21 protein-coding genes are annotated in these 25,157 nt (G+C 59.4%); 13 read left to right on the top strand and 8 right to left on the bottom strand.

The genetic code is table 11. The features are described 5' to 3' along the window. The first annotated feature begins 27 nt into the window (after nucleotides 1–27). The 3 genes from NCHU2750_RS26735 to NCHU2750_RS26725 all read left to right on the top strand — a co-directional run bounded on the left by NCHU2750_RS26735 (nucleotide 28) and on the right by NCHU2750_RS26725 (nucleotide 2,611). The gene (locus NCHU2750_RS26735; protein WP_119944850.1) at nucleotides 28–468 is read left to right on the top strand and encodes a DUF930 domain-containing protein; all 441 of its coding nucleotides are present in this window, start codon (nucleotides 28–30) and stop codon (nucleotides 466–468) included. A gap of 215 nt (nucleotides 469–683) precedes the next feature. Next, a complete protein-coding gene (locus tag NCHU2750_RS26730; protein WP_119944849.1) occupies nucleotides 684–2,360 on the top strand; it encodes a Na/Pi cotransporter family protein in 1,677 nt (558 codons plus the stop codon). Nucleotides 2,361–2,377: 17 nt separating this feature from the next. Further along, entirely contained in the window at nucleotides 2,378–2,611 is a 234-nt protein-coding gene (locus NCHU2750_RS26725; RefSeq protein WP_119944848.1) for a hypothetical protein, read from the top strand. A 616-nt stretch (nucleotides 2,612–3,227) separates the two neighbouring features. On the opposite strand, the gene NCHU2750_RS26720 is transcribed toward NCHU2750_RS26725, so the two are convergent. Continuing rightward, on the bottom strand, nucleotides 3,228–4,232 hold the full coding sequence (locus NCHU2750_RS26720; RefSeq protein WP_119945070.1) for a LacI family DNA-binding transcriptional regulator: 1,005 nt from the start codon (nucleotides 4,230–4,232) through the stop codon (nucleotides 3,228–3,230). A gap of 181 nt (nucleotides 4,233–4,413) precedes the next feature. Here NCHU2750_RS26720 and NCHU2750_RS26715 point away from each other — a divergent pair, with 181 nt between their 5' ends. The 8 genes from NCHU2750_RS26715 to NCHU2750_RS26680 all read left to right on the top strand — a co-directional run bounded on the left by NCHU2750_RS26715 (nucleotide 4,414) and on the right by NCHU2750_RS26680 (nucleotide 14,004). Next, nucleotides 4,414–5,442 (top strand): ABC transporter substrate-binding protein, encoded by a 1,029-nt coding sequence (locus tag NCHU2750_RS26715; protein WP_119944847.1) that lies wholly within the window; start codon nucleotides 4,414–4,416, stop codon nucleotides 5,440–5,442. Nucleotides 5,443–5,562: 120 nt separating this feature from the next. Further along, a complete protein-coding gene (locus NCHU2750_RS26710; protein ID WP_119944846.1) occupies nucleotides 5,563–7,815 on the top strand; it encodes an ABC transporter permease in 2,253 nt (750 codons plus the stop codon). Next, nucleotides 7,812–8,873 carry an ABC transporter ATP-binding protein gene (locus NCHU2750_RS26705; protein ID WP_119944845.1) on the top strand — a complete coding sequence of 354 codons (1,062 nt, stop codon included), beginning with the start codon at nucleotides 7,812–7,814 and terminating at the stop codon, nucleotides 8,871–8,873. Before NCHU2750_RS26710 ends, NCHU2750_RS26705 begins: the two co-directional genes overlap by 4 nt. A gap of 40 nt (nucleotides 8,874–8,913) precedes the next feature. After that, the gene (locus tag NCHU2750_RS26700; RefSeq protein ID WP_119944844.1) at nucleotides 8,914–9,738 is read left to right on the top strand and encodes an inositol monophosphatase family protein; all 825 of its coding nucleotides are present in this window, start codon (nucleotides 8,914–8,916) and stop codon (nucleotides 9,736–9,738) included. A 115-nt stretch (nucleotides 9,739–9,853) separates the two neighbouring features. Then, nucleotides 9,854–11,149, top strand: coding sequence for a sn-glycerol-3-phosphate ABC transporter substrate-binding protein UgpB (gene ugpB / locus NCHU2750_RS26695; RefSeq protein ID WP_119944843.1), 1,296 nt, complete (start codon nucleotides 9,854–9,856; stop codon nucleotides 11,147–11,149). Nucleotides 11,150–11,221: 72 nt separating this feature from the next. Then, entirely contained in the window at nucleotides 11,222–12,103 is an 882-nt protein-coding gene (ugpA, locus tag NCHU2750_RS26690) for a sn-glycerol-3-phosphate ABC transporter permease UgpA (RefSeq protein WP_119944842.1), read from the top strand. A 9-nt stretch (nucleotides 12,104–12,112) separates the two neighbouring features. Then, the gene (gene ugpE / locus NCHU2750_RS26685) at nucleotides 12,113–12,961 is read left to right on the top strand and encodes a sn-glycerol-3-phosphate ABC transporter permease UgpE (protein WP_119944841.1); all 849 of its coding nucleotides are present in this window, start codon (nucleotides 12,113–12,115) and stop codon (nucleotides 12,959–12,961) included. Then, the gene (locus NCHU2750_RS26680; RefSeq protein ID WP_119944840.1) at nucleotides 12,961–14,004 is read left to right on the top strand and encodes a sn-glycerol-3-phosphate import ATP-binding protein UgpC; all 1,044 of its coding nucleotides are present in this window, start codon (nucleotides 12,961–12,963) and stop codon (nucleotides 14,002–14,004) included. Before ugpE ends, NCHU2750_RS26680 begins: the two co-directional genes overlap by 1 nt. Nucleotides 14,005–14,090: 86 nt before the next feature. On the opposite strand, the gene iolB is transcribed toward NCHU2750_RS26680, so the two are convergent. The 5 genes from iolB to iolG form a co-directional block, all read right to left on the bottom strand. Beyond that, complete coding sequence (gene iolB, locus NCHU2750_RS26675) at nucleotides 14,091–14,888, bottom strand: 5-deoxy-glucuronate isomerase (RefSeq protein WP_119944839.1); 798 nt, start codon at nucleotides 14,886–14,888, stop codon at nucleotides 14,091–14,093. 19 nt (nucleotides 14,889–14,907) lie between these two features. Beyond that, a complete protein-coding gene (gene iolE, locus NCHU2750_RS26670; protein WP_119944838.1) occupies nucleotides 14,908–15,804 on the bottom strand; it encodes a myo-inosose-2 dehydratase in 897 nt (298 codons plus the stop codon). 9 nt (nucleotides 15,805–15,813) lie between these two features. Then, entirely contained in the window at nucleotides 15,814–17,646 is a 1,833-nt protein-coding gene (iolD, locus tag NCHU2750_RS26665) for a 3D-(3,5/4)-trihydroxycyclohexane-1,2-dione acylhydrolase (decyclizing) (protein ID WP_119944837.1), read from the bottom strand. After that, nucleotides 17,643–19,565 carry a bifunctional 5-dehydro-2-deoxygluconokinase/5-dehydro-2-deoxyphosphogluconate aldolase gene (locus NCHU2750_RS26660; protein ID WP_119944836.1) on the bottom strand — a complete coding sequence of 641 codons (1,923 nt, stop codon included), beginning with the start codon at nucleotides 19,563–19,565 and terminating at the stop codon, nucleotides 17,643–17,645. The genes iolD and NCHU2750_RS26660 overlap by 4 nt, the downstream gene beginning before the upstream one ends. Nucleotides 19,566–19,661: 96 nt before the next feature. Then, nucleotides 19,662–20,654, bottom strand: coding sequence for an inositol 2-dehydrogenase (iolG, locus tag NCHU2750_RS26655; protein ID WP_119944835.1), 993 nt, complete (start codon nucleotides 20,652–20,654; stop codon nucleotides 19,662–19,664). Between the two features lie 170 nt (nucleotides 20,655–20,824). Here iolG and NCHU2750_RS26650 point away from each other — a divergent pair, with 170 nt between their 5' ends. Next, complete coding sequence (locus NCHU2750_RS26650) at nucleotides 20,825–21,847, top strand: LacI family DNA-binding transcriptional regulator (protein ID WP_119944834.1); 1,023 nt, start codon at nucleotides 20,825–20,827, stop codon at nucleotides 21,845–21,847. A gap of 305 nt (nucleotides 21,848–22,152) precedes the next feature. Here NCHU2750_RS26650 and htpG read toward each other — a convergent pair whose 3' ends face one another. Then, a complete protein-coding gene (htpG, locus tag NCHU2750_RS26645) occupies nucleotides 22,153–24,045 on the bottom strand; it encodes a molecular chaperone HtpG (protein ID WP_245480546.1) in 1,893 nt (630 codons plus the stop codon). 206 nt (nucleotides 24,046–24,251) lie between these two features. On the opposite strand from htpG, the gene NCHU2750_RS26640 reads away from it, so the two are divergent. Next, on the top strand, nucleotides 24,252–24,473 hold the full coding sequence (locus NCHU2750_RS26640; protein WP_119944832.1) for a hypothetical protein: 222 nt from the start codon (nucleotides 24,252–24,254) through the stop codon (nucleotides 24,471–24,473). Between the two features lie 342 nt (nucleotides 24,474–24,815). Here the strand turns inward: NCHU2750_RS26640 and NCHU2750_RS26635 are convergent, their stop codons facing one another. After that, the gene (locus NCHU2750_RS26635) at nucleotides 24,816–25,115 is read right to left on the bottom strand and encodes a DUF982 domain-containing protein (RefSeq protein ID WP_119944831.1); all 300 of its coding nucleotides are present in this window, start codon (nucleotides 25,113–25,115) and stop codon (nucleotides 24,816–24,818) included. Nucleotides 25,116–25,157: the final 42 nt, after the last annotated feature.

The raw sequence follows: 25,157 nt of genomic DNA, 5'->3' as shown, positions 1-25,157 counted from the left end.
ACGCCGTACACAGCCCGGATGCACCGTATGTCGAGACATCTTCAGAACGTCCGGAAGCCAAAGTCGTACTTCCTGGTCCGTTTCTCAGCGGCGATCACGATCGCTTTCATCGGGTCTACGCCGGCCGCTTACGCGCTAAAAGACGAACGACTGAACGGGCAATTGCTCAAGCTCGACCCAGCGACCCGCCTGGAGCAGACCTGCGACACAGAAGTGATGCTGCGCATCAACCGCGAGAACAGAAAGTTCGGTGTCGACAAGGTGATCGCGTATACGTTCGGCGACACGACAACCAGCGAGAACATGGTCGAAGCCCCGGGGGCGGTGCTACGAAGCCGCGGCCAGTGGTATCGTCTTCAGTACGTCTGCAGAACCGGCCCTCGCCACCTCGACGCCCATGAGCTCAAGTACAAGATAGGGCCGGTTGTACCGCGTTCGAAGTGGAAGAAGTATTATCTATACGACTGAGCCGCGCGGATGCCAGTCTTGCACATGCTGACAATGTTTAGCTGGCTCATGACCATTTGTCGACTTTCGGGTTGACAGCCCGTCGATTTGTGACAGTTTTATGACAGTACGTGTCGAGCAATTTCAACCTCTTAACGCGAAGCATCTTCTAAGGCGCTGGGGATTTCAGCAGACTTGGAGCGAGACGTATCCTGCTTCCCGTTGAAAGGAAGGCCATGGCTTTCATCATTGGCCTCGTCGGACTGGCGGGTCACATTGCGCTCCTTTTATGGGGCACGCGCATGGTTCAGACGGGCATACAAAGAGCCTTCGGGCCGAGCCTACGGACATTCCTTGGCCGTGCATTGAGCAATCGTTTCAAGGCATTTATGGCCGGTCTCGGTGTGACCGCCGTCCTCCAAAGTAGCACAGCAACCGGTCTGATGGCGTCAGGCTTTGCAGCCGGCGGCCTTGTCGGTTTGATGCCTGCCCTATCCGTCATGCTCGGCGCGAACGTCGGTACGACGCTGATCGTCCAGGTTCTGTCGTTCGACGTTGCAGCACTCTATCCCGCGCTCGTCCTCGCGGGCTTCATCATGTTCAAGCGGAACGGTAACCCGCAGATCCATGATCTCGGCCGTGTCGTGATCGGCTTGGGCTTTATGCTGTTGGCTCTGCACCAGTTGCTGGAGATGATGACACAGTACGAAGGATCGGAGGCCCTGTCCTATGTCCTGAAGAGCATTGCCACGACGCCCATCCTGAGTGTCCTTCTGGCGGCTGTCCTGACATGGGCCGCCCATTCCAGCGTCGCCATCGTCTTGCTGATCATGTCGCTCGCCACCAAAGGGCTGATCGACCCCTATCAAGCGTTCGCGCTCGTTCTCGGTGCAAACCTCGGCACGTCCATCAATCCTGTCGTCGAGGGCCACTCGGACGGTGATCTAGCGTCGAAACGCCTGCCGCTCGGCAATCTTCTGACCAGGTTCGTTGGCGTCGTTGCCGCGCTCGCCACCCTAAGCCCGCTGACGGCGCTGATGAGTATGTTAAGCGACGATGCATCGCGCAGTGTCGCCAATTTCCATACCGCATTTAATCTCCTCCTCGCCATACTCTTCATGCCGTTCCTGCAGCCATATGCCGACTTCCTGGTGAAAATGCTTCCGCAGAGGATCGACGACGCAGACCCATCCAAACCTCGCTACCTCGATGCCGGAGCGAAGGAGACGCCGGTGGTTGCGCTCGGTGCTGCTTCCCGCGAAGCGCTCCGTCTGACCGATGTGCTACGCGAAATGATCATAGGCGCGAAGGCCGCAGTGTCGTCAACCGACCGTCGAGCCCTCGCTGAGTTGAGAAAGAAAGATAACATCCTTGATAGCCTGAACACCGCCATCAAGACCTACCTGACATCCATAGATCCCGACGAGATCGGCGATGCTGACCGTGGCCGGATGGACGAGATCCTTCTATTCTCGATGAACCTGGAACAGGCGGGCGACGTCCTCGATCAGAACCTGCTGCCACATCTTGCCAAGCGTGTGCGCCGCGGCTTGACCTTCTCCAAGCCCGGTCAGGACGAACTTTGCGGCCTGTTCGACAGGCTTGTCACCAATCTCGATACGGCTGCGGCCTTGTTCATGTCACAGGACGAGCGTTTGGCCCGCATGCTTGCAGGAGAAAAGGTGATCTTCAGACGTGCCGAACGTGAGACGACAGCTGCCCATTTCGACAGGCTTAGGAGGGGCGGTCTGGACACTATGGAAACGAGTTCGCTGCATCTCGATATCATCCGAGACTTGAAATCCATCAACTCGCATCTGATCGCCGCGACGGCATACCCAGTGCTTGAGAAGCAAGGCGAGCTGTTGCAGAGCCGCCTCTCGTCGAACGACAGCGCAGCTCCAGCACTGTAATCACCGTGACAGAGCATTTGAACGATACGGGCAGCAAACCCCGAAACAGCGATGAGACCCCTTCCCTTCTCGAACTGGACGATACCGCGATCGAGGATGTCATGGCAGCTGCCCACTTCTGGTGTCAGCAAAGCGGGGCTTCCATGGCGAGCAACCTTGGCCAAAAAGCTGTGCATATAGCCATCCGATACCGCAGAGATGCGCCTTTGACTGCCCGCCAATTGTTGCAAATTCTGATGCAGCAACTTTAGGGAAATTTTTGAAGTTGAGGCCGGCCTGTTGAAAAGTTCGCAGTCAATGGAAATGCCTCGTTACTGTTCCGATCGCCAACGAGCCGGAATAAGCAGTCCCAGCCTGACGCCGTTACCGATGGCCCAGCCACGTGGGACTACCGACGCGAGATCAGTTGCACGTGAACGAGCGCATTCCATCCTGCTGGACGGATATCTCAGACATCGCTCGGTCCTGCGTGCTGATGTCGAAATGTTCTGTGCCTAACAACCGATCGTTCCAATCCCGCACTGCCATTCGGGCTTTTAGGCGACGTTAGCCCGAACAGAGCACCAACGAACTGCGGGAGCCAATCCAATAGAAATGCCGAGGCCTTACACCCTGCGCGCGCCATTGCAGGTTTCGCTTCCCGGTCGAGTACTCCTCCGTCTGCTTCGATCCAGATAAAGCCCACTCCCAATGGTAAATGGGCGAGCACGTTTGATCCGTCATGTGCTTTTAAAAACATTCAATTCCTCCTCCCAGAAGATGCTCCGTCCATTTGGCAGGCTTACGGAGATGATTTCAGCCTCGGTCTCGACTGGTTATAACGCCCCCAAGGCGAGCGGCTGGTACCCGGCCACCGCTCGGTACTCGCTATGCGCCTCGCACTGTGCCCCGCCAGACCAAATCCGCATTGAGTCTAACCCCGGTTGGTGTTTCTCCCTCTGACGCATTCGCCTGGAGCCAACGAATAGCCTCCTTGGCGATCGCCGCCACCGGCTGCGAAAATGTCGTCAGATCATAGGAAGACCATGCAGCCTGTTCTATGTCGTCGAAACCAGCCACACAGAGTTCATGCGGTATCGCGATGCGAAACTGATGGCGTGCGGCATCCATGAACCCGCAGGCGATAAGATCCGTCGCACAGAACACGGCATCAGGGCGGTCGGATCGGGTCAAAAGACGCTGTGCAAGAACGCGACCCGCATCGTAGCCCGTATGGCCAAATCTTTGCACGACCACGTCCATTCCCAGTCGCCGTGCTGCAGCAACGAAACCATGTTCCCGGCCCATGAGACTGGGAGTTCCCGCCTCGGAATTGGCAAAGGCGAGACGTCGGCACCCTGCCCTGACGAAGGCCGTTGCGATACGTGCCCCGCATTCATGATCGTCGAGGTTGATACGCAGCGAACCAAGTTGATCGTCATCCCGATTAATGAGAACGAGCCTTTGACCGCTGCGCAGGCAAAGCTGAGCGATCGACTTGTCTGGCATCCCCGACATGATGATCGAAGCATCGGCGCGGTAGCGTATCGCCTGCTGCAGCGCGCGATCGACACTGCCGTCAGACCTGTCGGTATTGATCAGCATTGCCACCTTGCCCACGCTTTGGAGTTGCTGGGTCAGTTCGCGTAGCAGGACCGAGCGATAAGGCGTGGCAACTTCAGATCCTACAAGGCAGACGATGCCCGTCTCGTTGCGCATAAGCCCACGGGCGAGCTGGTTGACGTGGTAACCAAGCTCATCGGCAGCGGCCAAAACACGTTTTCTGGTTTCCGGAGATACGCTTGCACCAGCTGTAAACGTACGTGAGACGGCCGACCGTGAAACCCCTGCCTTTTCCGCTACCTCCTGGGCACTGACAAACTCTTTTCGCATCTCAAACCCCACGATATTGCACAAGGTAATGCACCATATTGCAATTGCGTGCAATGCCGAAATGAACACGAATATCCGCATCACTGGGGTTTAGTGATTGACATAAAGCAATGCCCATGAGAGCGTTGCACACGCTTGCAATAGCTGGCGACGTGGAGGCGTCGCCCCTAAGGAGGAAAATATGAGCATCAAGACACTGGCCGCGGCAATGCTTGCCGGGGGCGTATCCCTTATTGCCTTTTCCGCGCATGCTGCGGACGATCTCAATATGATCTGCTCGGCAGATCCCGAAGTTTGTGACGTCATGAAGAACCTGTTCGAGAAGCAGACGAGCATCAAGGTCAACATGGTCCGTCTCTCGGCGGGGGAAACCTATGCGAAGATCCGTGCGGAAGCACGCAATCCGAAGACCGACATCTGGTGGGCGGGAACGGGAGACCCGCATCTTCAGGCTGCAGCGGAGGGGTTGACGCAGGAATACAAGTCACCGCTGTTCGACCAATTGCAGGACTGGGCGAAAAAACAGGCGGAGAGTGCCAAGTTTCGCACCGTCGGGGTTTATGCAGGTGCGCTCGGCTGGGGCTACAACACCGATCTTCTTAAGAAGAAGGGGCTGAAGGAGCCGAAATGCTGGGCCGATCTTCTCGATCCTGCCTACAAGGGCGAGATACAGATCGCCAACCCCAATTCATCGGGCACATCCTACAACACACTTGCGACGCTCGTGCAAATCATGGGCGAGGACAAGGCATTCGACTATCTAGGCAAGCTTAATGCCAACATCTCGCAATATACCAAATCCGGTTCGGCGCCGGTGAAGGCCGCGGCCCGCGGAGAGGCGACGATCGGCATCGTGTTCATGCATGATGCCGTTGCCCAGACGGTCGAAGGGTTTCCGATCAAGTCCGTTGCCCCTTGCGAGGGGACTGGCTACGAGATTGGATCGATGTCGATCATCAAGGGTGCCAAAAACTTGGAAAACGCCAAGAAATGGTATGACTGGGCACTGAGTGCTGAGGCGCAGTCGCATATGAAGGATGGCAAGTCCTATCAACTGCCATCCAACAAGTCGGCAGAGATACCGAAAGAAGCGCCCAAATTCGAAGACATCAAGCTGATCAACTATGATTTTGCCAAGTATGGTGATCCGGCTGTGCGCAAGGCGCTGTTGTCCCGTTGGGACAAAGAGATAGGCGCCAAGGCGAACTGATCTGCCCTCGACCACTGCCTGGCCCGTGGGAGGACAACCACCGGATCAGGCAGTGCCAATAGCCCGGAACACAGGCGAATGCCTGGACCGGAAAGCTCTTATCACTTCGGGAAGATCACCATGACCCATCTCATTCGAAGGGTGCATTGGAGGCAGGATATTGCCTTCATCGTCGGCCTCGTCGGCCTTATCACCCTGCCCTGGTATCGGATCGAGGGTGGCTTCTACAGCTTCGGCTGGCTTTCGAGCTTCCTCAACGATGCCGCAAATGCCCCGCTTGTGCTGGAAATCGCCGAATTCGGAAGGTGGTGGCTGATCATCCCTGCCCTACTCCTCCTGACCGCTGGTGCAACGCGCTTCCTGCAGGCCCCGGAAACTCGCGGCGCCGCGTTGTCCTGTGTGGGTGCTGCCGGCGTGCTCTTCCTGGTGGTCCAGGGCTTGGCGATCAATTTTTCCGGCTGGAGCTGGTCATTTCTTGAGGCGCTCTTCGGTCCACTTGCCGACGGTCAACCCTCCATCGGTGCAGGCGGCGTTTTAGCCGGCATCGTCTTCGTCCTGATGTTCGCTTTTGGCCTTGCTGAACGGGGCGTGATGAAAGGCGATGCCTTTGTCATCGGTGCCATATCGATGCTGATCGTACTCGTGTCGATCTTCGTCTTTTACCCGGTTGGCAGCATGTTTGTGGCCGCCTTCCAATCCTTCGATGGCTCGTTTGATGCCAGCGGGTTTACCGGCAATATCCAGGACCCATCGATCTGGAGCCTCGATTGCCTCGTTGGCGGTGACCGATGCGGCGTTGCCTGGCGTACGCTGTGGCTCGCCATAATGACGGCGTGCGGCTCGACATTGCTCGGCCTTTGTTTCGCGCTGGTCGCAACACGCACGCGCTTTCCTTTCAAGAAAGGCCTTCGTCTTCTCACCATCTTGCCGATCATAACTCCGCCTTTCGTTATCGGCCTGGCGCTCATCCTGCTGTTTGGTCGCTCCGGCGTCGTCACCCAATGGTTCGCAAGCCTCACCGGCACGGAGCCGAGCCGTTGGCTCTATGGTCTGATCGGCATTTGGATCGCCCAGGTCTTATCGTTTACCCCAATTTCATTTCTCGTCCTGATCGGCGTCGTCGAAGGTGTCAGCCCGTCGATGGAAGAGGCCTCGCAAACTCTGCGCGCAGACCGCTGGCGCACGTTCTGGCGGGTTTCCTTGCCGCTGATGGCCCCAGGGATCGCAAACGCCTTTCTGATCGGATTCATCGAAAGCATGGCAGATTTCGGCAATCCGATGGTGCTTGGCGGCAGCAACGGCGTGCTGTCGACTGAGATATTCTTCGCCGTCGTCGGCTCCCAGAATGATCCGTCACGCGCGGCTGTTCTGGCGATGATCCTTCTCTTCTTTACAATGACGGCCTTCATCGCTCAGCGTTTCTGGCTTTCGGGCAAGAATTTTGCAACGGTGACCGGCAAGGGCGATTCCGGCGCCCATGCCGGCCTTCCCCGAGGCCTGTCAATCGCGATTCATGTGCTCGTGCTTCCCTGGATCGCCTTCACGCTAGTCATCTACGGAATGATCCTGTTCGGTGGTTTCGTTCGGACCTGGGGCCTTGATAACAGCCTGACGATCGAACACTATGTCCGTGCCTTCTCGGTCGGGTTGCGCAACGATGGGGCCATCGAATGGTCCGGCGTCGCCTGGAACTCCTTCTGGACGACGATGGAGATCGCGCTGATTTCGGCACCGTTGACGGCAGCCGTCGGGCTTCTCACTGCTTATATCATCGTTCGCCAGAAATTTGCCGGCCGCAACCTGTTCGAGTTTGCGCTGATGATGAGCTTTGCCATTCCGGGAACCGTGATTGGCATCAGCTACATCATGGCCTTCAACCTGCCGCCGCTGGAAATGACGGGAACGGCGCTGATCCTTGTCGCCTGCTTCGTCTTCCGCAATATGCCGGTTGGCGTGCGCGGCGGCGTCGCGGCCATGAGCCAGCTCGACAAGAGCCTGGATGAGGCGTCGCTAACCTTGAGAGCGAATAGTTTCAGAACAATCCGCAAGGTCATTCTGCCGCTCCTACGTCCCGCGATCAATGCGGCACTGGTCTATTCCTTTGTGCGGGCCATCACCTCGATCAGCGCCGTCATCTTTCTCGTCAGTGCGCAATACAACATGTCGACCGCCTTCATCGTCGGGCTGGTGGAAAATGGCCAGTATGGTGTCGCCATCGCCTATTCCTCCGCCCTCATCCTCGTCATGCTCACCGTCATTGCCGGCTTCCAGCTGCTTGTCGGGGAGCGGCGCCTGCGGCGCGAAAACCGGGTTGCGTCGGCGGCGCCGGCAGCTTCGGCGAGAACGCCAATCGCTCAGGAGAAAGTAGCATGAGCATGATTAATCCCGGCTCCGTTGTCTTCGAGAATGTCCGCAAGTCGTTCGGTGCCTTTACGGCCATTCCAGATCTGTCGCTCACCATCAAGCCCGGCACGCTTGTCACCCTCCTTGGTCCGTCCGGCTGTGGCAAGACGACGACGCTGCGGATGCTGGCGGGTCTGGAACATCCGAGTTCCGGCCGCATCCTGATCGGCGGCAAGGATGTCACAATGTTGCCCGCCAACGAGCGCGACGTGTCGATGGTGTTTCAGAGCTACGCTCTATTTCCCCACATGACCTCGCTCGACAATGTCGCATACGGTCTCCAGTCTTCCGGCATCAAGCGTAACGAAGCGCGCGAGCAAGCCGAGGAGGGCTTGAAGCTGGTGGGACTTGCCGGCATGGGACATCGGTTGCCTGCCGAGCTTTCCGGTGGTCAGCAGCAGCGTGTCGCAGTGGCCCGCGCGCTGGTCCTGGAACCGCAGGTCCTACTGCTCGACGAGCCGCTATCCAATCTTGATGCGCGTTTGCGCAGGCGGGTGAGAACCGAGATTCGCGAGTTGCAGCAGCGGCTTGGCTTCACTGCGGTGTATGTCACGCATGACCAGGATGAGGCCCTTGCAGTATCCGACGAGATCATCGTCATGAAGGACGGCAGTATTGCCCAGCAGGGCGCCCCGCGCGATCTCTACGAGGCGCCGACATCCGCCTTTATTGCCGATTTCATGGGCGAGGCCAATGTCGTCGATTGCAACGTGCTCGCGGTGGACGCCGGACAGGCCCTGATCGACATCGCGGGTCTTCGCCACCGCCTGCCCGCCGGCAAGGCGCAGCAAGGGGCCGCACAGCTTGCAATCCGACCTAACGCCATCGACCTTTCCCCCGATGGCTCGGCTGTCGGTTTTTCTGGAGAGATCATCCACGCGGCATATCTTGGGGATCATGTCGAGTATGAAGTGGACACCGGATCCTCGAAACTCTTCGTTGTCGATGCCACCGCCGATGAACCGCTTCCCATCTCGACAAGGGTCAAGATCGGACTTCGCGATCGCGGCATCGCTATCATCGGCTAATTCCTTTTCTTACGAGCCAACCACGCAAAGGATCTCCTCCATGAATTCCCCGTCGATCGCCGGCCTTGACGAAAGGTTCCAGCTGGCACAGGTCGTTGTGCAGGAAGCGGGCAAGCTCGCTTTTCATTATTTCAAGGAACGTGACAAGCTGGTCATCGAAACCAAGCGCGACCCTCAAGATGTAGTGTCCATCGCGGACCGTGAGGTAGAAGAACTGATCCGATCCCGCTTTGCCGAAGCCTTCTCAGACGATGGTGTTCTTGGCGAAGAATATGGTCTGCAAAATGGCAATTCCGGCTTTACATGGGTTGTAGATCCGATCGACGGCACCAGCCCCTTCGTCAATGGGATGCCCAACTGGTGCGTTTCGATCGCCCTCCTTCACGATGGAAGTCCAGTGCTTGGCGTGATCTATGCGCCTTGCTTTGATGAAACATACGCCGCGCGCGCCGGCGGCGGCGCAACCCTGAACGGCAATCCTTTGTCACTCTCACCTGACAAGACCATCCGCAATGCCGTCACCGGTATCGGCGCCAATAGTCACGTCACGCCCGCCTTCGTCGCAAGGATGGTCGAAAGCCTCTTGGAGGCCGGCGGAAACTTCATTCGCAATGGTTCCGGTGCACTGATGCTCGCCTATGTCGCGGCCGGTCGCCTCGTCGGCTATTACGAACCCTACATGCATGCTTGGGATTGCCTTGCCGGCTATTGCCTCGTGAAGGAGGCGGGCGGCTGGTATCATCCGTTCCCGACCGGGCAAGAGCAATTGACAAGGGGCGCACCCGTCGTTGCCGGCGGACCTGGTGCCCTCGACGATCTCACACGGATTGCAGGCATTGACGCCGCAAGTCTAGCGCACACATAGTCACAACATGGCGCTGCCCCGATCGAAACATGGAGGCGGCCCAAGGTGGGATTGGAGGATCCCGCTCGCAGAGATCGGCTTCATGGTAAAGGGAGGAACATCCATGAGAAGCAGTATGAAGACAGCAATTGTTGCAGCCGGCTTGTCGGCTGTGATGGGTTCGTCCGCGATGGCCACCACTGAGATTCAGTGGTGGCACGCCATGACTGGGGCCAATAACGAAGTCGTCGAGCAGCTCGCCAAGGAATTCAACGACAGCCAGGGCGACTACAAGATCGTTCCAGTGTTCAAGGGCACCTACCCCGAAACACTGAATGCCGGGATTGCCGCCTTCCGGGCCAAGCAGCCGCCGGCCATCATCCAGGTCTTCGATGCCGGCAGCGGCGTGATGATGGGCGCGCAGGGCGCGATCGTGCCGGTGGCCGACGTGCTGACCAAGGGTGGATACACATTCGACAAGTCGGAATATCTCCCCGGCATCGTCGCCTATTATTCTAAGCCCGACGGCACCATGCTGTCCTTCCCCTACAATTCCTCGTCGCCGATCCTCTATTACAACAAGGACGTCTTCCAGAAGGCCGGGCTCGATCCTGCCAATCCACCGAAAACATGGCCCGAACTGTTTGAGGCGGCCCGCAAGATCAAGACCAGCGGGGCGGCACCTTGCGGTTTCACATCGACATGGCTGACGTGGATCCAGACGGAAAACCTCGCCGCCTGGAATAACGTTTCTTATGGCAGTAATGAGAACGGCCTCGGCGGGACCGATGTCAAGCTGACGTTCAATTCCGATTTTTTCGTCAAGCACTTCCAGTCGATCGCCGATCTCGCCAAGGACGGCACTTTCCGCTATGGCGGTCGTACATCCGAGGCTAAGCAGCTCTTCACGTCGGGCGAATGCGGCATCCTGACTGAATCTTCCGGTGGTCTCGGCGATATCATCAAGTCGGGCATGAATTACGGCATCGGCCAACTCCCTTACTACGAAGGTGACAGACGGCCGCAAAACACCATTCCTGGAGGAGCAAGCCTCTGGGTCTTTGCCGGCAAGAGCGATGCGGAATACAAGGGCACCGCAGCCTTCTTCCATTTCCTGTCGCAAACTAAGATCCAGGCCAGACTGCATCAGGTTTCCGGCTATCTTCCCGTCACCCTTGCCGCCTATGACGAAACGAAGAAATCAGGTTTCTACGACAAGAACCCCGGCCGCGAGACGCCGATCCAGCAGATGATGGGCAAGGCGCCGACGCCGAATTCCAAAGGTGTTAGACTTGTCAACCTGCCGCAGGTTCGCGACATCATGAACGAGGAATTCGAAGCTATGCTCGCCGGCAAGCAGGATGCCAAGACGGCCCTGAACAAGGCGGTCGAGCGCGGCAATGCGGCGATCCAGAAGGCCATCGGAAAATGATCGGAAAGTGACGTGAATCGGCTCCCGAGACAGCTCTCGGGAGCTGCCCTTCCTGAGGCCTGGAGGAGCCCCATGCAGAACGTCATTTTTCCAAACAGGATCCTGCCTTATTTCCTGGTCGCCCCACAGATCATCCTGACGGTCATCTTCTTCTTCTGGCCCGCGAGCCAGGCGCTCTACCAGTCGATGATGCGCGAAGACCCGTTCGGGCTGCAGAGCGGCTTCGTTGGGCTGGCGAATTTCACCGCCATCCTTTCTGACGAGACCTATCTGTCGTCACTCAGGACGACCGTAATCTTCAGCGTGGCGACCGCCTTTCTGGCGATGGCCGTGGCGCTTCTGCTTGCGACCTCTGCCGATCTTGTGGTGCGCGGCAAGGGGCTCTACCGTACCATGCTGATCATTCCCTATGCGGTAGCGCCAGCGCTTGCCGGCATGTTATGGCTCTTCATGTTCAACCCGGCCATGGGGACACTTGCCTATCTGCTGCGCCGAAATGGCGTGCCTTGGGACCCGCTGCTTAACGGCAATCAGGCGATGGTTCTCGTGGTGATCGCCGCCGCGTGGAAGCAGATCAGCTACAATTTTCTCTTCTTCGTCGCAGGGCTGCAGGCGATCCCGAAATCGTTGCTCGAGGCTGCCGCAATCGATGGCGCGCGTGGCAGCCGCCGTTTCTGGACGATTGTCTTTCCACTTCTGGCGCCGACGACCTTCTTCTTGCTGGTGGTCAACACTGTTTACGCCTTCTTCGACACGTTCGGCATCATTCATGCAGTGACGGGCGGCGGGCCTGCGAAGGCAACGGAAACGCTCGTCTACAAGGTTTATAACGATGGCTTCGTCAATCTCGACCTCGGCTCGTCGGCGGCCCAATCGGTGGTGCTGATGGTCATCGTCATTGCGCTCACGGCCTTCCAGTTCCGCTTCGTCGAGCGGCGCGTGCATTATGCGTGAGGTTCCGAAATGATCGAAAACCGCCCCCTTGCACGGCTCATGGCGCATCTGATGCTGATTATCGGGATCATCATCGTCGCCTTTCCGATCTACTATACGTTTGTTGCGTCGACCGCGACGTCGTCGGCCATTCTGCGTCCGCCGCTCTCTCTCCTCCCGGCTGGACATATGGTCGAAAACTACGCCGATGCGATCGGCGGCGGCGTCGAACGGGTGGTCGGCGTGAGCCTCGAACGTCTTCTCTTCAACAGTTTCGTCGTGGCGATGACGATCGCCATCGGCAAGATCGTCATATCCTTCCTGTCCGCCTTCGCGATCGTCTTCTTCCGGTTTCCATTCCGAAACCTGTTCTTCTGGATGATCTTCGTCACGCTTATGCTGCCGGTCGAAGTCCGCATCCTACCGACCTACAAGGTGATCGTTGATCTCGGCCTTCTCAACACCTATGCCGGCCTGACGCTGCCGCTGATGGCGTCCGCAACAGCGACCTTCTTGTTCCGCCAGTTCTTCCTGACAATTCCCGGAGAAATGGTCGAGGCTGCCCGAATCGACAACGCCGGGCCTTTCCGCTTCATGCGCGACATTCTCCTGCCGCTGTCGCTGACGAACATCGCCGCCCTGTTCGTCATTCTCTTCATCTATGGCTGGACGCAATATCTCTGGCCGCTTCTTGTCACCGACAAGGCCGAGATGAACACGATCATCATCGGGCTTCGCAGGATGGTCGATTTCGCCGACGCGTCAACGCCGTGGAACTACGTCATGGTCACAGCAATTCTCGCCATCATCCCGCCGGTCGTCGTCGTGGTCCTGATGCAGCGCTGGTTCGTCAAAGGTTTGGTGGAGACTGAAAAGTAATGGCACAGATCGAATTGAACGATGTCCGCAAAATTTATGGCGGCACCATCGAGGCGATCAAGGGCGTCTCGTTGCAGATCGCGGATGGCGAGATGATCGTGCTCGTCGGCCCATCCGGCTGCGGCAAGTCCACGCTATTGAGAATGGTGGCGGGCCTCGAAGGCATCACTTCCGGCGAGGTGGCAATCGGCGGAAGGCGGGTCAATGACCTGGAACCAGCCGCACGGGATATCGCTATGGTCTTCCAGAACTATGCGCTTTATCCACATATGACGGTGCGCCAGAACCTCTCCTACGGGTTGAAGAACCGTGGCACACCGAAAGATGAGATCGACCGCCGCATCACCGAGGCTGCGAGGGCGCTGGAGATCGAGCCGTTTCTCGACAGAAAACCCCGCCAGCTTTCCGGCGGCCAGCGTCAGCGCGTCGCGATGGGCCGGGCAATCGTCAGAAAGCCGGCCGTCTTCCTGTTCGACGAGCCTCTGTCCAATCTCGACGCCAAGCTGCGTGTGCAAATGCGCGTGGAAATCCGAAGACTCCAGCGGTCGCTTGCCACAACCAGCATCTATGTCACCCATGACCAGATGGAGGCGATGACGCTGGCGGATCGGCTCGTGGTCCTGAACGGCGGCCGGATCGAGCAGGTGGGAACCCCGATCGAGCTTTACGAGCGGCCGGCAACGACCTTCGTCGCGACATTCATCGGCTCGCCCTCCATGAACCTGATCGCGCAGGAAACCGTCGTTGCGGCAGGGGCCGCCCTGGCGGATGGCGCGGAGAAAGGCGGAACGATCGGGGTCAGGCCGGAAGATCTCGTTCTCGGGCAGGACCCTTCCCATCCCTTCGCCGTTCGCGTGACCGTGGCTGCCGTCGAACTCGTGGGCGCCGAAAGCTATGTTCATGCAACGACGGCCACCGGACATCCGATCGTCTTCCGCGTTCCCGGCCGCTCGCGGATTGCTATCGGCGACGAGGTGAGCGTGTCGGCGGCTGCTGGCAATCTGCACCACTTTGACGCGGGGGGAAAAAGGCTCGATCCCTGATGGCCGCGCCATGGTCGCTACAGGCCATGGCGCTTGATCGTTTCTGAATGCCGTATCGTCCGACGGAATTCCGCCGGGCGATGCCGTCACCGCATGAGATGCGCCACCGGTGGGGCGGCGACAAAGCGCCATTTGCGCAAGGGGCCGGCCATCACGTTGAGATAGTACATTTCAAATCCATGCGGCGCGCCGCATGGATGGTGTCCGCGCGGCACGCAGACGACATCACCGTCATGCACGGCCATGGTTTCGTCGAGCTGGCGGTCGTCCGTATAGACGCGCTGGATGCCGAAGCCGTCGGCGGGATCGATCCGGTGATAATAGGTCTCTTCCAGATAGGTGACGCGCGGAAAATCGTCCTCGTCATGGCGATGGCTCGGATAACTCGACCAGTTCCCGGCCGGCGTGAAGACCTCCGTCACCAGAAGGGCGTCGCAGTAATCCTCGTTCTCCATGGCGATATTGTTGATGAAACGGGTATTGCTGCCCTCGCCGCGCTGGGTGAGCGTGATGCCGTCGGGGCCGATGCGGCGCGCCTCGTGGCTGCCTTTGCCGGGCGCCGAGCAGATCGCGATGACGCAATCGGTCGCAGCCTTCGCCGTCCATTCGCTGCCATTCGGCAGGTAGAGGCAATGGGGAGGCGATTTTTCAAAGACGCTCATCCGCTCGCCGAGCACGCCCCAGTACCGCCCCACCCCCTCGATTGCAGCCTTTCCCTCGATCATGACGAGGATGACCTCGCGCTCGCCTGTCGCTTCGCTGGCCGTTTCGCCGGCGCGCAGGCGATAGAGCGAAAAGCCGACATGGCGCCAGCCCGCAAGAGCAGGCGTGATCTCGTGAACCTTGCCATGCGTGCCGAAGGGGCGATGGAGAAGATGGGACATGACGAACTCCTGTTCCCTGTCAGGCGAGATTGAGGCTTGCGGCTTGCGCCTTCAGCGTCTTTAGGCCGAGCGACTGATAATGGAAGGGATTGCGGACATCAGGGTCCTGCTCTGCCTCGATGACGATCCAGCCGTCATAGCTGGCCTGCTTGAGGATACTCAGAAGCGGTGCGAAATCGACGCCGCCTTCCTCGTCGCCCGGCACGGTGAACACGCCGGCACGCACGCCATCCATGAAGGAAAGCCCCTCCTCGCGCACTTTCCGCATGATCGCAGGGCGGACATTCTTGGCATGGAAATGGCTGACCCGGTCGATATGGCGGGCAAGCACCGGCGTCGGATCTCGGCCGTCGCCGCCGAAATAGTAATGGCCGGCATCGAACAGAAGGCGGGTTTGGGGGCCGGTCGCCGCCATGAAGGCATCGATCTCTTCCGGCGTTTCTACCACCGTTCCCATGTGGTGATGATAGACGAGCTTGATGCCCTGGCTTGCGGTGAAGGCCGAAAGCGCCTCCACCTTTGCCCCGAAAGCCTTCATTTCTTCGGACAAGAGTACGGGGCTCTGCGACAGCGGTTCTTGCAGCCCCTGCACGCTGTTCGATGTTTCGCAGGCGATGCAGACCGTGCAGCCATTGTGCTTGAGCTTGTCGAGATGCGGCTGGATCGCCTTCTTCTCGTCCTCGACCGGCTGCGTCAGAAGGTTGAGCGAATACCAGCCGGAGACGAAGGCGAGGCCGAAGCTCCCGAGCAATTCCTTCAGGGCCTGCGGATCGTTCGGCCAGCGATGACCGTTTTCAATACCGTCAAAGCCGATCTCGCTTGCCTCCCGAAGGATCTGCTCCGTGGGGATATTGGCGCCGAGGCTCTGGTCGTCGTCATTGGCCCAGGCGATGGGATTGGTGCCGTAGCGGATCATCTCTTGTCCTCAGTTGACGGTGTTCTGTTTGGCGGCGCTCTCGAGATAACGCGCGTAAGCCTGTTTCAGCTTTTCCGTATTGCCGACCTGCGGCACCGCGACATCCCACCAGTTGCCGGCATCGCCGAAACCCGGACCATCCGTCGGATCGGTATCGATGACGATGACGGTCGGTATGTCGCGCGAGCGGGCCTTCTCGATCTGCCGCTCGAGATCCGCGATATCGCTTGCCTTGACCGAGGCCGCGCCGAGTGCGGCGGCATGGGCGACGAAGTCGATCTGCGGCTGCTGTTCGACATTGCAATCCCGATAGAGATTGTTGAAGGCCTCGCCGCCGGTGCCGCGTTGCAGACGGTTGATGCACCCATAGCCACGGTTATCGGTCAGAACCACGGTGAACTGCACCTTGCGCATGACGGCGGTCGCAAGCTCGGAATTCGCCATCATGTAGGAACCATCGCCGACGAAGCAGATGATTTCCCGCTCGGGGCTGGCGAGCTTCAGCCCCATCGCACCGGCAATCTCGTAGCCCATGCAGGAAAAACCATATTCCATGTGGTAGCCGCCCTGGCTGGGCTGCCACAGAAGCTTCAGCGCCCCCGGCATCGTGCCTGCCGCGCACATGGCAATGGCGCTCTCGCCGGTCGCCCGCTGCACGGCGCCGATCACCTGCGCGTCGCTTGGCAGGCCGGCCGCCTCGGGGGCCGCGCAATGCTTGTCCACGGCCGCAAGCCAGGCCGTCCGGATGGCGGCATCCGGGGCTGGTGCGGTGAAGGCGCCGAGCTTCCTGCCGAGTGCGGCAAGCGCAACCTTCGCATCGGCGACAAGGCCGGTTGCGCCATGCTTGTCGGCGTCATAGGCCTGCACATTGATCGATACAAGCCGACGCCCCCTGGCTTCGAAGAGCGACCATGAGCCGGTGGTGAAATCCTGGAAGCGGGTGCCGAGGCCGATGACGAGATCGGCTTTTCGCGCAAGTGTATTGGCGGCCGCCGAGCCATCCACGCCGGCTGCGCCGAAATTCATCGGATGGCTTTGCGCCAGCGCCGATTTTCCGGCCTGCGTCTCGATGACGGGAATGGCGTGACGGGTGGCGAATTCGGCGAGATCTGCCTCGGCGCCGCTATAGATCACGCCCCCGCCGGCAACGATGACCGGGTTTTTCGCCGCAAGGATGAGGCCCGCCACCTCTTCGAGATCGACGGCATCCGGTTCCGGTCGGCGAATGCGCCAGACTTTCGGCTCGAAAAACGCCTCCGGCCAGTTATAGGCTTCCGCCTGCACATCCTGGCAGAAGGACAGCGTCACCGGCCCGCAATTGGCCGGATCCGTCAGCACGCGCAACGCCCGCGGCAGCGCCGTTAAAAGCTGTTCGGGCCGTGTTATGCGGTCGAAATAGCGGCTGACCGGGCGCAGGCAGTCATTCGCCGATACCGTGCCGTCGTCGAAATCCTCGATCTGCTGAAGCACCGGATCGGGCCGTCGATTGGCAAAGACATCGCCGGGAATGAGAAGCAGCGGCAGCCGGTTGACATGCGCGAGAGCCGCCGCCGTCACCATATTGGTCGCGCCCGGGCCGATCGACGACGTCACCGCCTGCACCCGGCGGCGCTTCGAAGCCTTTACAAAGGCTATGGCCGCATGGGCCATGGTCTGCTCGTTCTGGCCCCGCCAGGTGGGCAGGCTGTTGCCCGCCTTTTGCAGGGCTTCGCCGAGACCTGCCACATTGCCATGACCGAAGATCGCCCAGATACCGTCGACGAAACGCTCGCCGTCTTCCGTCATCTGCGCGGCAAGCCATTTCACCATGGCCTGCGCGGCCGTCAGTCTCGTCGAAGTCATGCTGCCTGCTCCCGTGCCTTGTCCCTTGCCACGTCCCAGATCCGGCAAAGCCGCTGATAGCGTGCCGACATGTCCGCGACCGCTTCCGCATCCGTCACCTCGCCGGCAAGCCAGCGCCGTGCCGCCTCGCCGAAGATCGTACGGCCGACCGCGAACCCCTTGACCAGACCGAATGCCGCCGCCACTTCGAAACTCGCCGAAAGCTCGGCCTCCGGCGCATCAAGCCCGAGCACGACGATGCCGCGCGTGTGCCGGTCATGGGCTTCGATCGCGGCGATCGCATGGGTCCATGCGACCGCAGTCTTCATCGGTTCCAGCTTCCACCAGTCGGGATAGATCCCGGCGGCATAGAATTGCCCGATCAGGGTCGCAACCGTGAGGTCGTCGGTCAGGCCGACCTTGGAGGGAATGATTTCGAGCAGGAATTCCAGCCTGTTGCGTCTAGCGGCTTCGAAGAGGCGCTTGACGGTCGCCTCCTGATCCGCCCGCGTCGCCGCGTCATCGTCCGGGTGGCAGAAGCAGAGAACCTTGACGACATCCTCGCGCGCCCATTCGCTCAGCGTTCCGCAATCGCTTCCCAGTTCCGGCTCCAGTTCCAGCGGCCGCGACGCCGGCCATTCCGCCGGACGTCCGATCCACAGGCCGGAGCCGGAGGCGCGGTGCAGGGCGGAGCGGCCAATGCGATTGTCGCAGAGAATGCCGTATCCGGGCCTACCGGCCTGCACGGCAAGCGCTGCCTTGAGGCACAATTCCTTGAATGCCGCCCCCTTTTTCAACGAATAGCCGGGCATTGCTTCAAGCTGCACCCGATGGTCGAAGGCGAAGACCCGCATCGTCGACCAGTCGCCATCGACGCGGGTGTGACGGGTCAATGACCAGTGAAGCTGCTCCAGTTCGGGATCGTTGCGCAGATCAGGCCGAACCACGCCGCGCTTGAGGAAGAATTGCAGCTCTTCGAATGTCGGATAGGCCGGCGTGCAGCCATGGCGGCTGACGGCGAACGCGCCGCAGGCATTGGCGAATTTCAGCGATGTCGGCCAGTCCTCGCCGGTCATCCAGCCGCGCAAAAGGCCCGAGAAGAAACCGTCGCCGGCGCCGAGCACGTTGAACACCTCGATCGGAAAGCCTTGCCCTGCCTGCCCCTTGTCGAGACTGTCGGGAATGGCATGTTCGAAAGCCGTCGCGCCCATGGGGCCGCGCTTGCAGACAAGCGTCGCCTTGCTCACGGCCCGCACCGCGCGCAGCGCCTCCAGCGTGTCCGTCGAGCCGCCGGCAATGTGAAATTCTTCTTCCGTGCCGACAATCAGGTCGAACAGGTGGAGCGTGGCTTGCAGCCTGGCGGTCACGCTTGCGCTTTCGACAAACCGGCTTTCCCCGTCGCCATGGCCGGCGACGCCCCAGAGATTGGGGCGATAGTCGATATCGAGCGCGGTGCGAAGCCCATGCTTGCGCGCCAGCGTCAACGCCTTGAGGACGGCGGCCTCGGTTCTGGTATTGCTAAGATGCGTGCCGGTGACGACGACAGCGCGGGCGGAGGCGATGAAATCCTCGTCGATGTCGTCCTCGCAGAGCGCCATGTCGGCGCAGTTCTCGCGATAGAAGATCAGCGGAAACTGCGTGTCGTCGCGAATGCCGAGGATGACGAGGGCCGTCAGGCGTTCGGGATCGATCCTGACGCCTTCGGTGGAAACACCCTCGCGTTTGAGCTGTTCGAGGATGAAGCGACCCATATGCTCGTTGCCGACCCGGCTGATCAGCGCGGTTTTCAGACCCAACCGTGCGCCGCCGCAGGCGATATTGGTCGGGGAACCGCCGATATATTTCTCGAACGAGCCCATGTCCTCGAGGCGCCCACCGACCTGCGCGCCATAGAGATCGACACCGGCGCGGCCGATGGTGATGACATCGAGTGCCTTCATGACGTGTCCTAACTTTCGATTTTGCGATCCGATCCGGCGACTGCAAGGGATCCCGGATCGGCCCTTTTCGGCCGCAAACACAGGCAATCGCCGGTCCTATTGCGCGAGCAGGACCGCCTGGCCGGAGCGTGCCGATTCCGTTGCCGCTTCCGCCAGCGCCAGCGCGGCAACGCCGTCTTCCAGCGAAACAGGCACGGCGGCGCCGTCGAGCGCCGAGGCGACGAACGCATCCCATTCCGCCACATAGGCGCGCATGTAGCGCTCGAGGAAGAACAGTTCCGGCTTGGCGCTGACCACGCCGCTGCCGGTCGATCTTGAAACGGTGTTTTCGAGAACGTTGCCGGCCGACAGAAGCCCCTGCGACCCGAGCAACTCGACACGCTGGTCGTAGCCATAGACGGCGCGACGGCTGTTCTTGATGACCGCGATGCGGCCGTCGGCATAGGTGAGCGTCACCACCGCCGTATCAACGTCGCCGGCCTTGCCGATTTCGGGGTCGACGATCGAGGTGCCGGCCGCGTGGATTTTCTGCGGCGCGCTTCCCATCAGGAAATTCGCCATGTCGAAATCATGGATCATCATGTCGCGGAACAGGCCGCCCGAAACCTTCACATAGGAAACCGGCGGCGGCGACGGATCGAAGGAGGTGATAGACAGAAGCTCGGGCTTGCCGATCTCCCCCGCCGTCAGCGACGCCTTCAATGTGGAAAAATTCGGGTCGAACCGGCGATTGAAGCCAATCATGACGGGGATGCCCGTTTTCGCAACGGCGGCCAGGCACCGCTGCGCGCGCTCCAGCGACAGATCCACCGGCTTTTCGCACAGAACGCGCTTGCCGGCGGCGGTCGCCTTTTCGATCAGATCGGAATGGGTGTCCGTCGACGTGGCGATCAGAACCGCGTCGATCGACGGGTCGTTCAGGATCGCATCCCATGTCGAAGCTTTCGCGCCATGCGCCGTGGCCAGCGTCTGCGCCGCATCCGCGTTGACATCCGAGACCGCAACCAGCTGGCTGCGCGCGTGAGCGGCGATATTGATGGCATGCACGCGGCCGATACGGCCTGCGCCGAGCAATCCGACTTTCAGCACTTTCTTCCTCCCATCAGGCAGCTCCCGACTGCCCACGAGCGAAGGATTGCAAGTTTTGCTCCCGTGAGCAAGGGTGTTTTGCTCCCGTGAGCAGAATAAATTTCAAACGCCTTGAAAATGCGCTATGAAATTGCAGACCGACCGATCCAGGGAAGGTTTGGGGGATTTGAATGCCGAATGAAAAGAGACCTTCCTTCTCGGGGCATATAACGGCGGACGATGTAGCCGCGGAGGCGGGCGTATCGCGTTGGACGGTGAATCGCGCGTTCCGCAAGGAGGCCTCGATCTCGCCCAAAAGTCTCGAAAAGGTTCGCATCGCCGCAGAACGCTTGGGCTATGTACCGGATCTGCGGGCGGCCAGCCTCGCCTCGGACAGGACAAACCTCGTTGCATTGCTAATCGATGATTTCGCCAATCCGCACAAGCTGGTGATGATGGAGCGGTTGACGCGAATTCTGAGGCGCGCAGGCTGGGATATCCTTCTCGTCAACACGATCGACCGCGACGACACGGGGAATGCGCTGGCAAATGCCAGCCAGCGCCGCGTCGATGCCGTCATCCTGATCGGCATCCAGTTCGATGACGACGTCCTCGATGCCGCCCTTCATGCACGTCGTTTCCGTAAGCTGATTATTTTCGCCCGCACCTCACGCAATCCCAACACGATTTCGATTGCGGTTGACGATGTGAGCGCCATGACGGAGATCGCGAACTACGTGCATGAGCGCGGTTACCGGCGACCGTTGTTCCTGGCCGGCCCGCGCACGGCCTCGGCGCATCTGTTGCGCCAAGAGACATTTGTCGACTATTGGCGCCAGCATTTCGACAGCGAGCCGGAAACGGTCGCCGTGACGGCTTATGATCCTGCGCTCGGCGCGGCAATTGTCGAGCAGACGCTTTCCGGGCGCCTGGAACCGGAAATGCCTGACATTCTTGTCTGCGAAAACGATGCGCTTGCCATAGGTGCAATCGATGCCATTCGCCACAGCCTCAAGCTGCGCATCCCCGAAGATATCGCGGTTATCGGCTTCGATGACGTACCCGAGGCAGCGAGCGCCAATTATCGACTTACCACCTACCGTCAACCCCTCACCGAGATGACGCAGTATCTCGTTCATGTACTCGGCGAAAAAGATGATCGTGACTTTAACCGGATATTTTGTGGCGAGCTGGTTGAGAGAGATAGCGCGTGACAGCGTTATGCGCGGTGATTACCGAGCTTATCCTTGTGTATCACCCTACGGTGGCTTTAGCACTTGGGCTCTTGATGGGAGCCGAACCTTCGACCCGCAAAGTTCAAACGAACCTAGTATTCAAAGATCCTTTAAATAACAGAAGTTTGGCGGTCTGTGCACTGAGTGCGGCTGGCGATGACCTCAGATCGTGAACCGAGAAGCGCTGTGCATTCCCGAAGAACGCGAAACACCGCCGATCGCGCTGAACCCTTCTCTGCCTAGGCTTGTGGCTAGGCAGCCGAAGACCACCTCGCCAGGACCTTTCACTTGCCTTGCCCAATGGCCAGCGCAAACAGCCTGGCCTGTCGGTCGGCAAAAGCCCGCGGATTGGCTGGTTTGTCCCCGTCAAGAATGCGTGCTTCGTCAAGCAGCAGCCAAGCCGCATCCTCCCGGAAGGCCGGGTCGTCGATCGAGGCGATACTTCTAACACGCTCGCTCTGGGCATTGATCTCCAGGATCGGCTTCGTTGCCGTCTGCAAACGCCCCGCCCCCTGGAGGAGCTTTTCGAGTTGGCGATCGGGCCCATGCTCCGACGCGACAAGGCATACCGCACTTTCGGTCAACCGATCGGAGACACGCACGTCAGCGACTTCCTCGCCGAGGACGCTTCGAGCGAAATCGATGAACGCGGTAACTTTAGGAGAGGCTTGCCGGCCAGCCTCATCGTCCCCGCCCGCCCTTGAAACAGCGTTCAGATCGGCAAGGCCCTGGGTAACCGATTTGAATGGCTTGCCCTCGAAATCCGCAACATTAGTTGGCCAGAAATTGTCCACGCCATCAGTCAGGAAAAGCACCTCTATCCCTTTGGCTCGAAAACCCTCGAGTTGCGGCGACGATCTCAGTTGGTCCAGACTGGAGCCGCTAATGTAATAGATCGCCGACTGCCCTTCCCTCATTCCGGCCAGATAGTCGGCCAGGCTCCGAGTTGCCCCATCGGATACGGTACTACGAAAGCGCGCCAGCTTCAGCAACTGTGCGCGCCGCTCGAAGTCGTCGTAAATACCTTCCTTAAGAATAGGGCCGAACAGATCCCATACTTTGGAAAACGTCTCGGCTTCGCCTTCAGCCATTTTCTCCAGAGCCGAAAGGATCCGACTCGTTACGCCCTTTTTGATAGCGGCAAGCACGGGACTTTCCTGGATCATCTCACGGGAAATGTTGAGCGGCAGGTCCGAGGTGTCGACGATGCCACGGACAAAGCGCAGGTAGCGCGGCAGCAATTCGGCCTCATCGGTTATGAAGACGCGCTTCACGTAGAGCTTCATCCGACCCCGTCGGTCTGGATCGATCAGATCGAATGGTTGAGAGCCCGGTATGAAGGCAAGCGTAGTATATTCGTGGCGGCCCTCAGCGCGGAAATGCACGTTAGCCAGCGGCTCATCGTACTGGCCCGAGACACTACGATAGAAATCGTCGTAGTCCTGCTTAGATATCTCGCTCTTCTGCTTGAGCCAGAGCGCTGCACCATCGGACACCTGTGACGGCTCCGCGCCCTCGTTTTCTACCAGACGTATAGGAACAGGCACGTGGCCGGATTGATCACGAATGATCTTCTCGACCGTCCATTTGCTGGCGTATTTCTTCGCATCGTCCATGAGATGTAGCACGACACGCGTACCGCGTGCTGGTGCTTGCCCGTCTTCGGTCCCGACGATGTCATAGCTTCCCTTACCGTCGGATGACCATTTCCAGGCCTCGCCCTCGCCGGCGCGGCGGGAGATGACATCGACCCGATCGGCGACCATGAACGAAGAATAGAACCCGACGCCGAACTGGCCGATCAGCTCCGCCTTCTCGCCAGCCTTGGCCGCCTCAAGCCGCTCCATGAACGCCTTTGTTCCGGAGCGCGCGATCGTGCCAAGCGCGTCGATCATCTCCTCGCGGTTCATGCCGATGCCGTTATCCTCAATAACGAGTGTCTGCGCCGCCTCATTGAGCGTTACGAGAATCGCCGGCGGGGTTCCATCGGACGCGAGCTGCGGCTTGGAAATGGACTCATACCGCAGCTTTTCGCAGGCATCCGCGGCGTTCGAGATCAATTCCCGGAGGAAAACATCTTTGTCCGAGTAAACAGAATGCACCATCATGTGCAGGAGCCGGCTGACGTCGGCCGCAAATACGTGTTGCTCGGGCTGCAGCTCTTCTACTGTCGTCACGAATACCTCCATTCGTACAGAAATCGCCGGTCAAATGGTTTTTCTGGGATAAGAATTCAAGCGCCATCGCCCTCGCCCACTTGACACTTTTCTAAGACTTTTTTCGTTCGTGTCTGAAACCTGGAGACAGCGCTACCTGAGCGTCTCATTTTCGTAGTGTCTTCCCGACTTACTCTCGTACGATCCTGTCTGACAGGAGTAGCGACATGAGCAATCTGGTTCCGAACGCATTCTATTGGGCTCGTTCCGTAAAACATAACGAGGGGCGTCTTACGGTTGTGAAGGTTTCTACGATATTTGGCACAAGTCGAGAATTCTGGACCTTGGCGGTGCCGGGATCGTATCAGCATTTCATGATCGACGACTTCGAGATCCTCAGCGAGATCGAGCAGCCTAAAACGGCATTCCGTCTTCAAGCAGCTGAATAAGACGACCCGCAAGCAAGTTTAGCACTGCTCGACAGCCCTCAATCAAACCGTCTCTGTGTCACGTCGCGTCGTGACGAGGTTGCCATCGTTACTTCTTCAAAAGCCGTGACAACCCGATTGGCTCCAACGAACCTACAATGCCGTCAATGACGAGTTGTGAGGGCGGACAGTGGTCTGGTGGATGAGCAAAATACCGCCGAGCCAACGCAAAACCTGTCCAACTCGACGGCAAAGAGTGCTGAGCGGGAACCTTTAGCAGAGCCCGTCTTTTTTGACTGTGAGCGGAGTTTTTTATAAAATCGCTGGGCAGATGCTCCTGCATGTGGGGACCTGGTGAGCCCCTCACTGCACATGGGGATCTGTGTCGCTACGCGACCGAGCTGCCACAACCGCCGGCGTCTCAGTCGTAAGAAGCTCGTGCTTCTCTGCGAACGCTACGAAAAGGCCGCGCGCCGTCTCCGATTCGATCTCGCCATGCAGTGCTGCCTGGCACGCGTTCAAGGCGACAGCGTGAGCCCTGTCCCTGAGTGAGCCTGGCCACTCAACAAGGTGTCGGTAAGCATCTGTCACCCCTCGAACTTGCGCCGGGAACCCGAGGCCAACCAGAATGGTGACGGGTTCTCTGAACATATCGGGTTTCATCGTTTTCTCCTTCCCTACCCGCAATGTTGATGGGCGCCATCG

The sequence above is a fragment of the Neorhizobium sp. NCHU2750 genome (assembly GCF_003597675.1).
Lineage (GTDB): Bacteria > Pseudomonadota > Alphaproteobacteria > Rhizobiales > Rhizobiaceae > Neorhizobium.
Note: the sequence above shows the minus strand (reverse complement) of the source record. Positions and strands in the feature narration are given on the sequence as shown.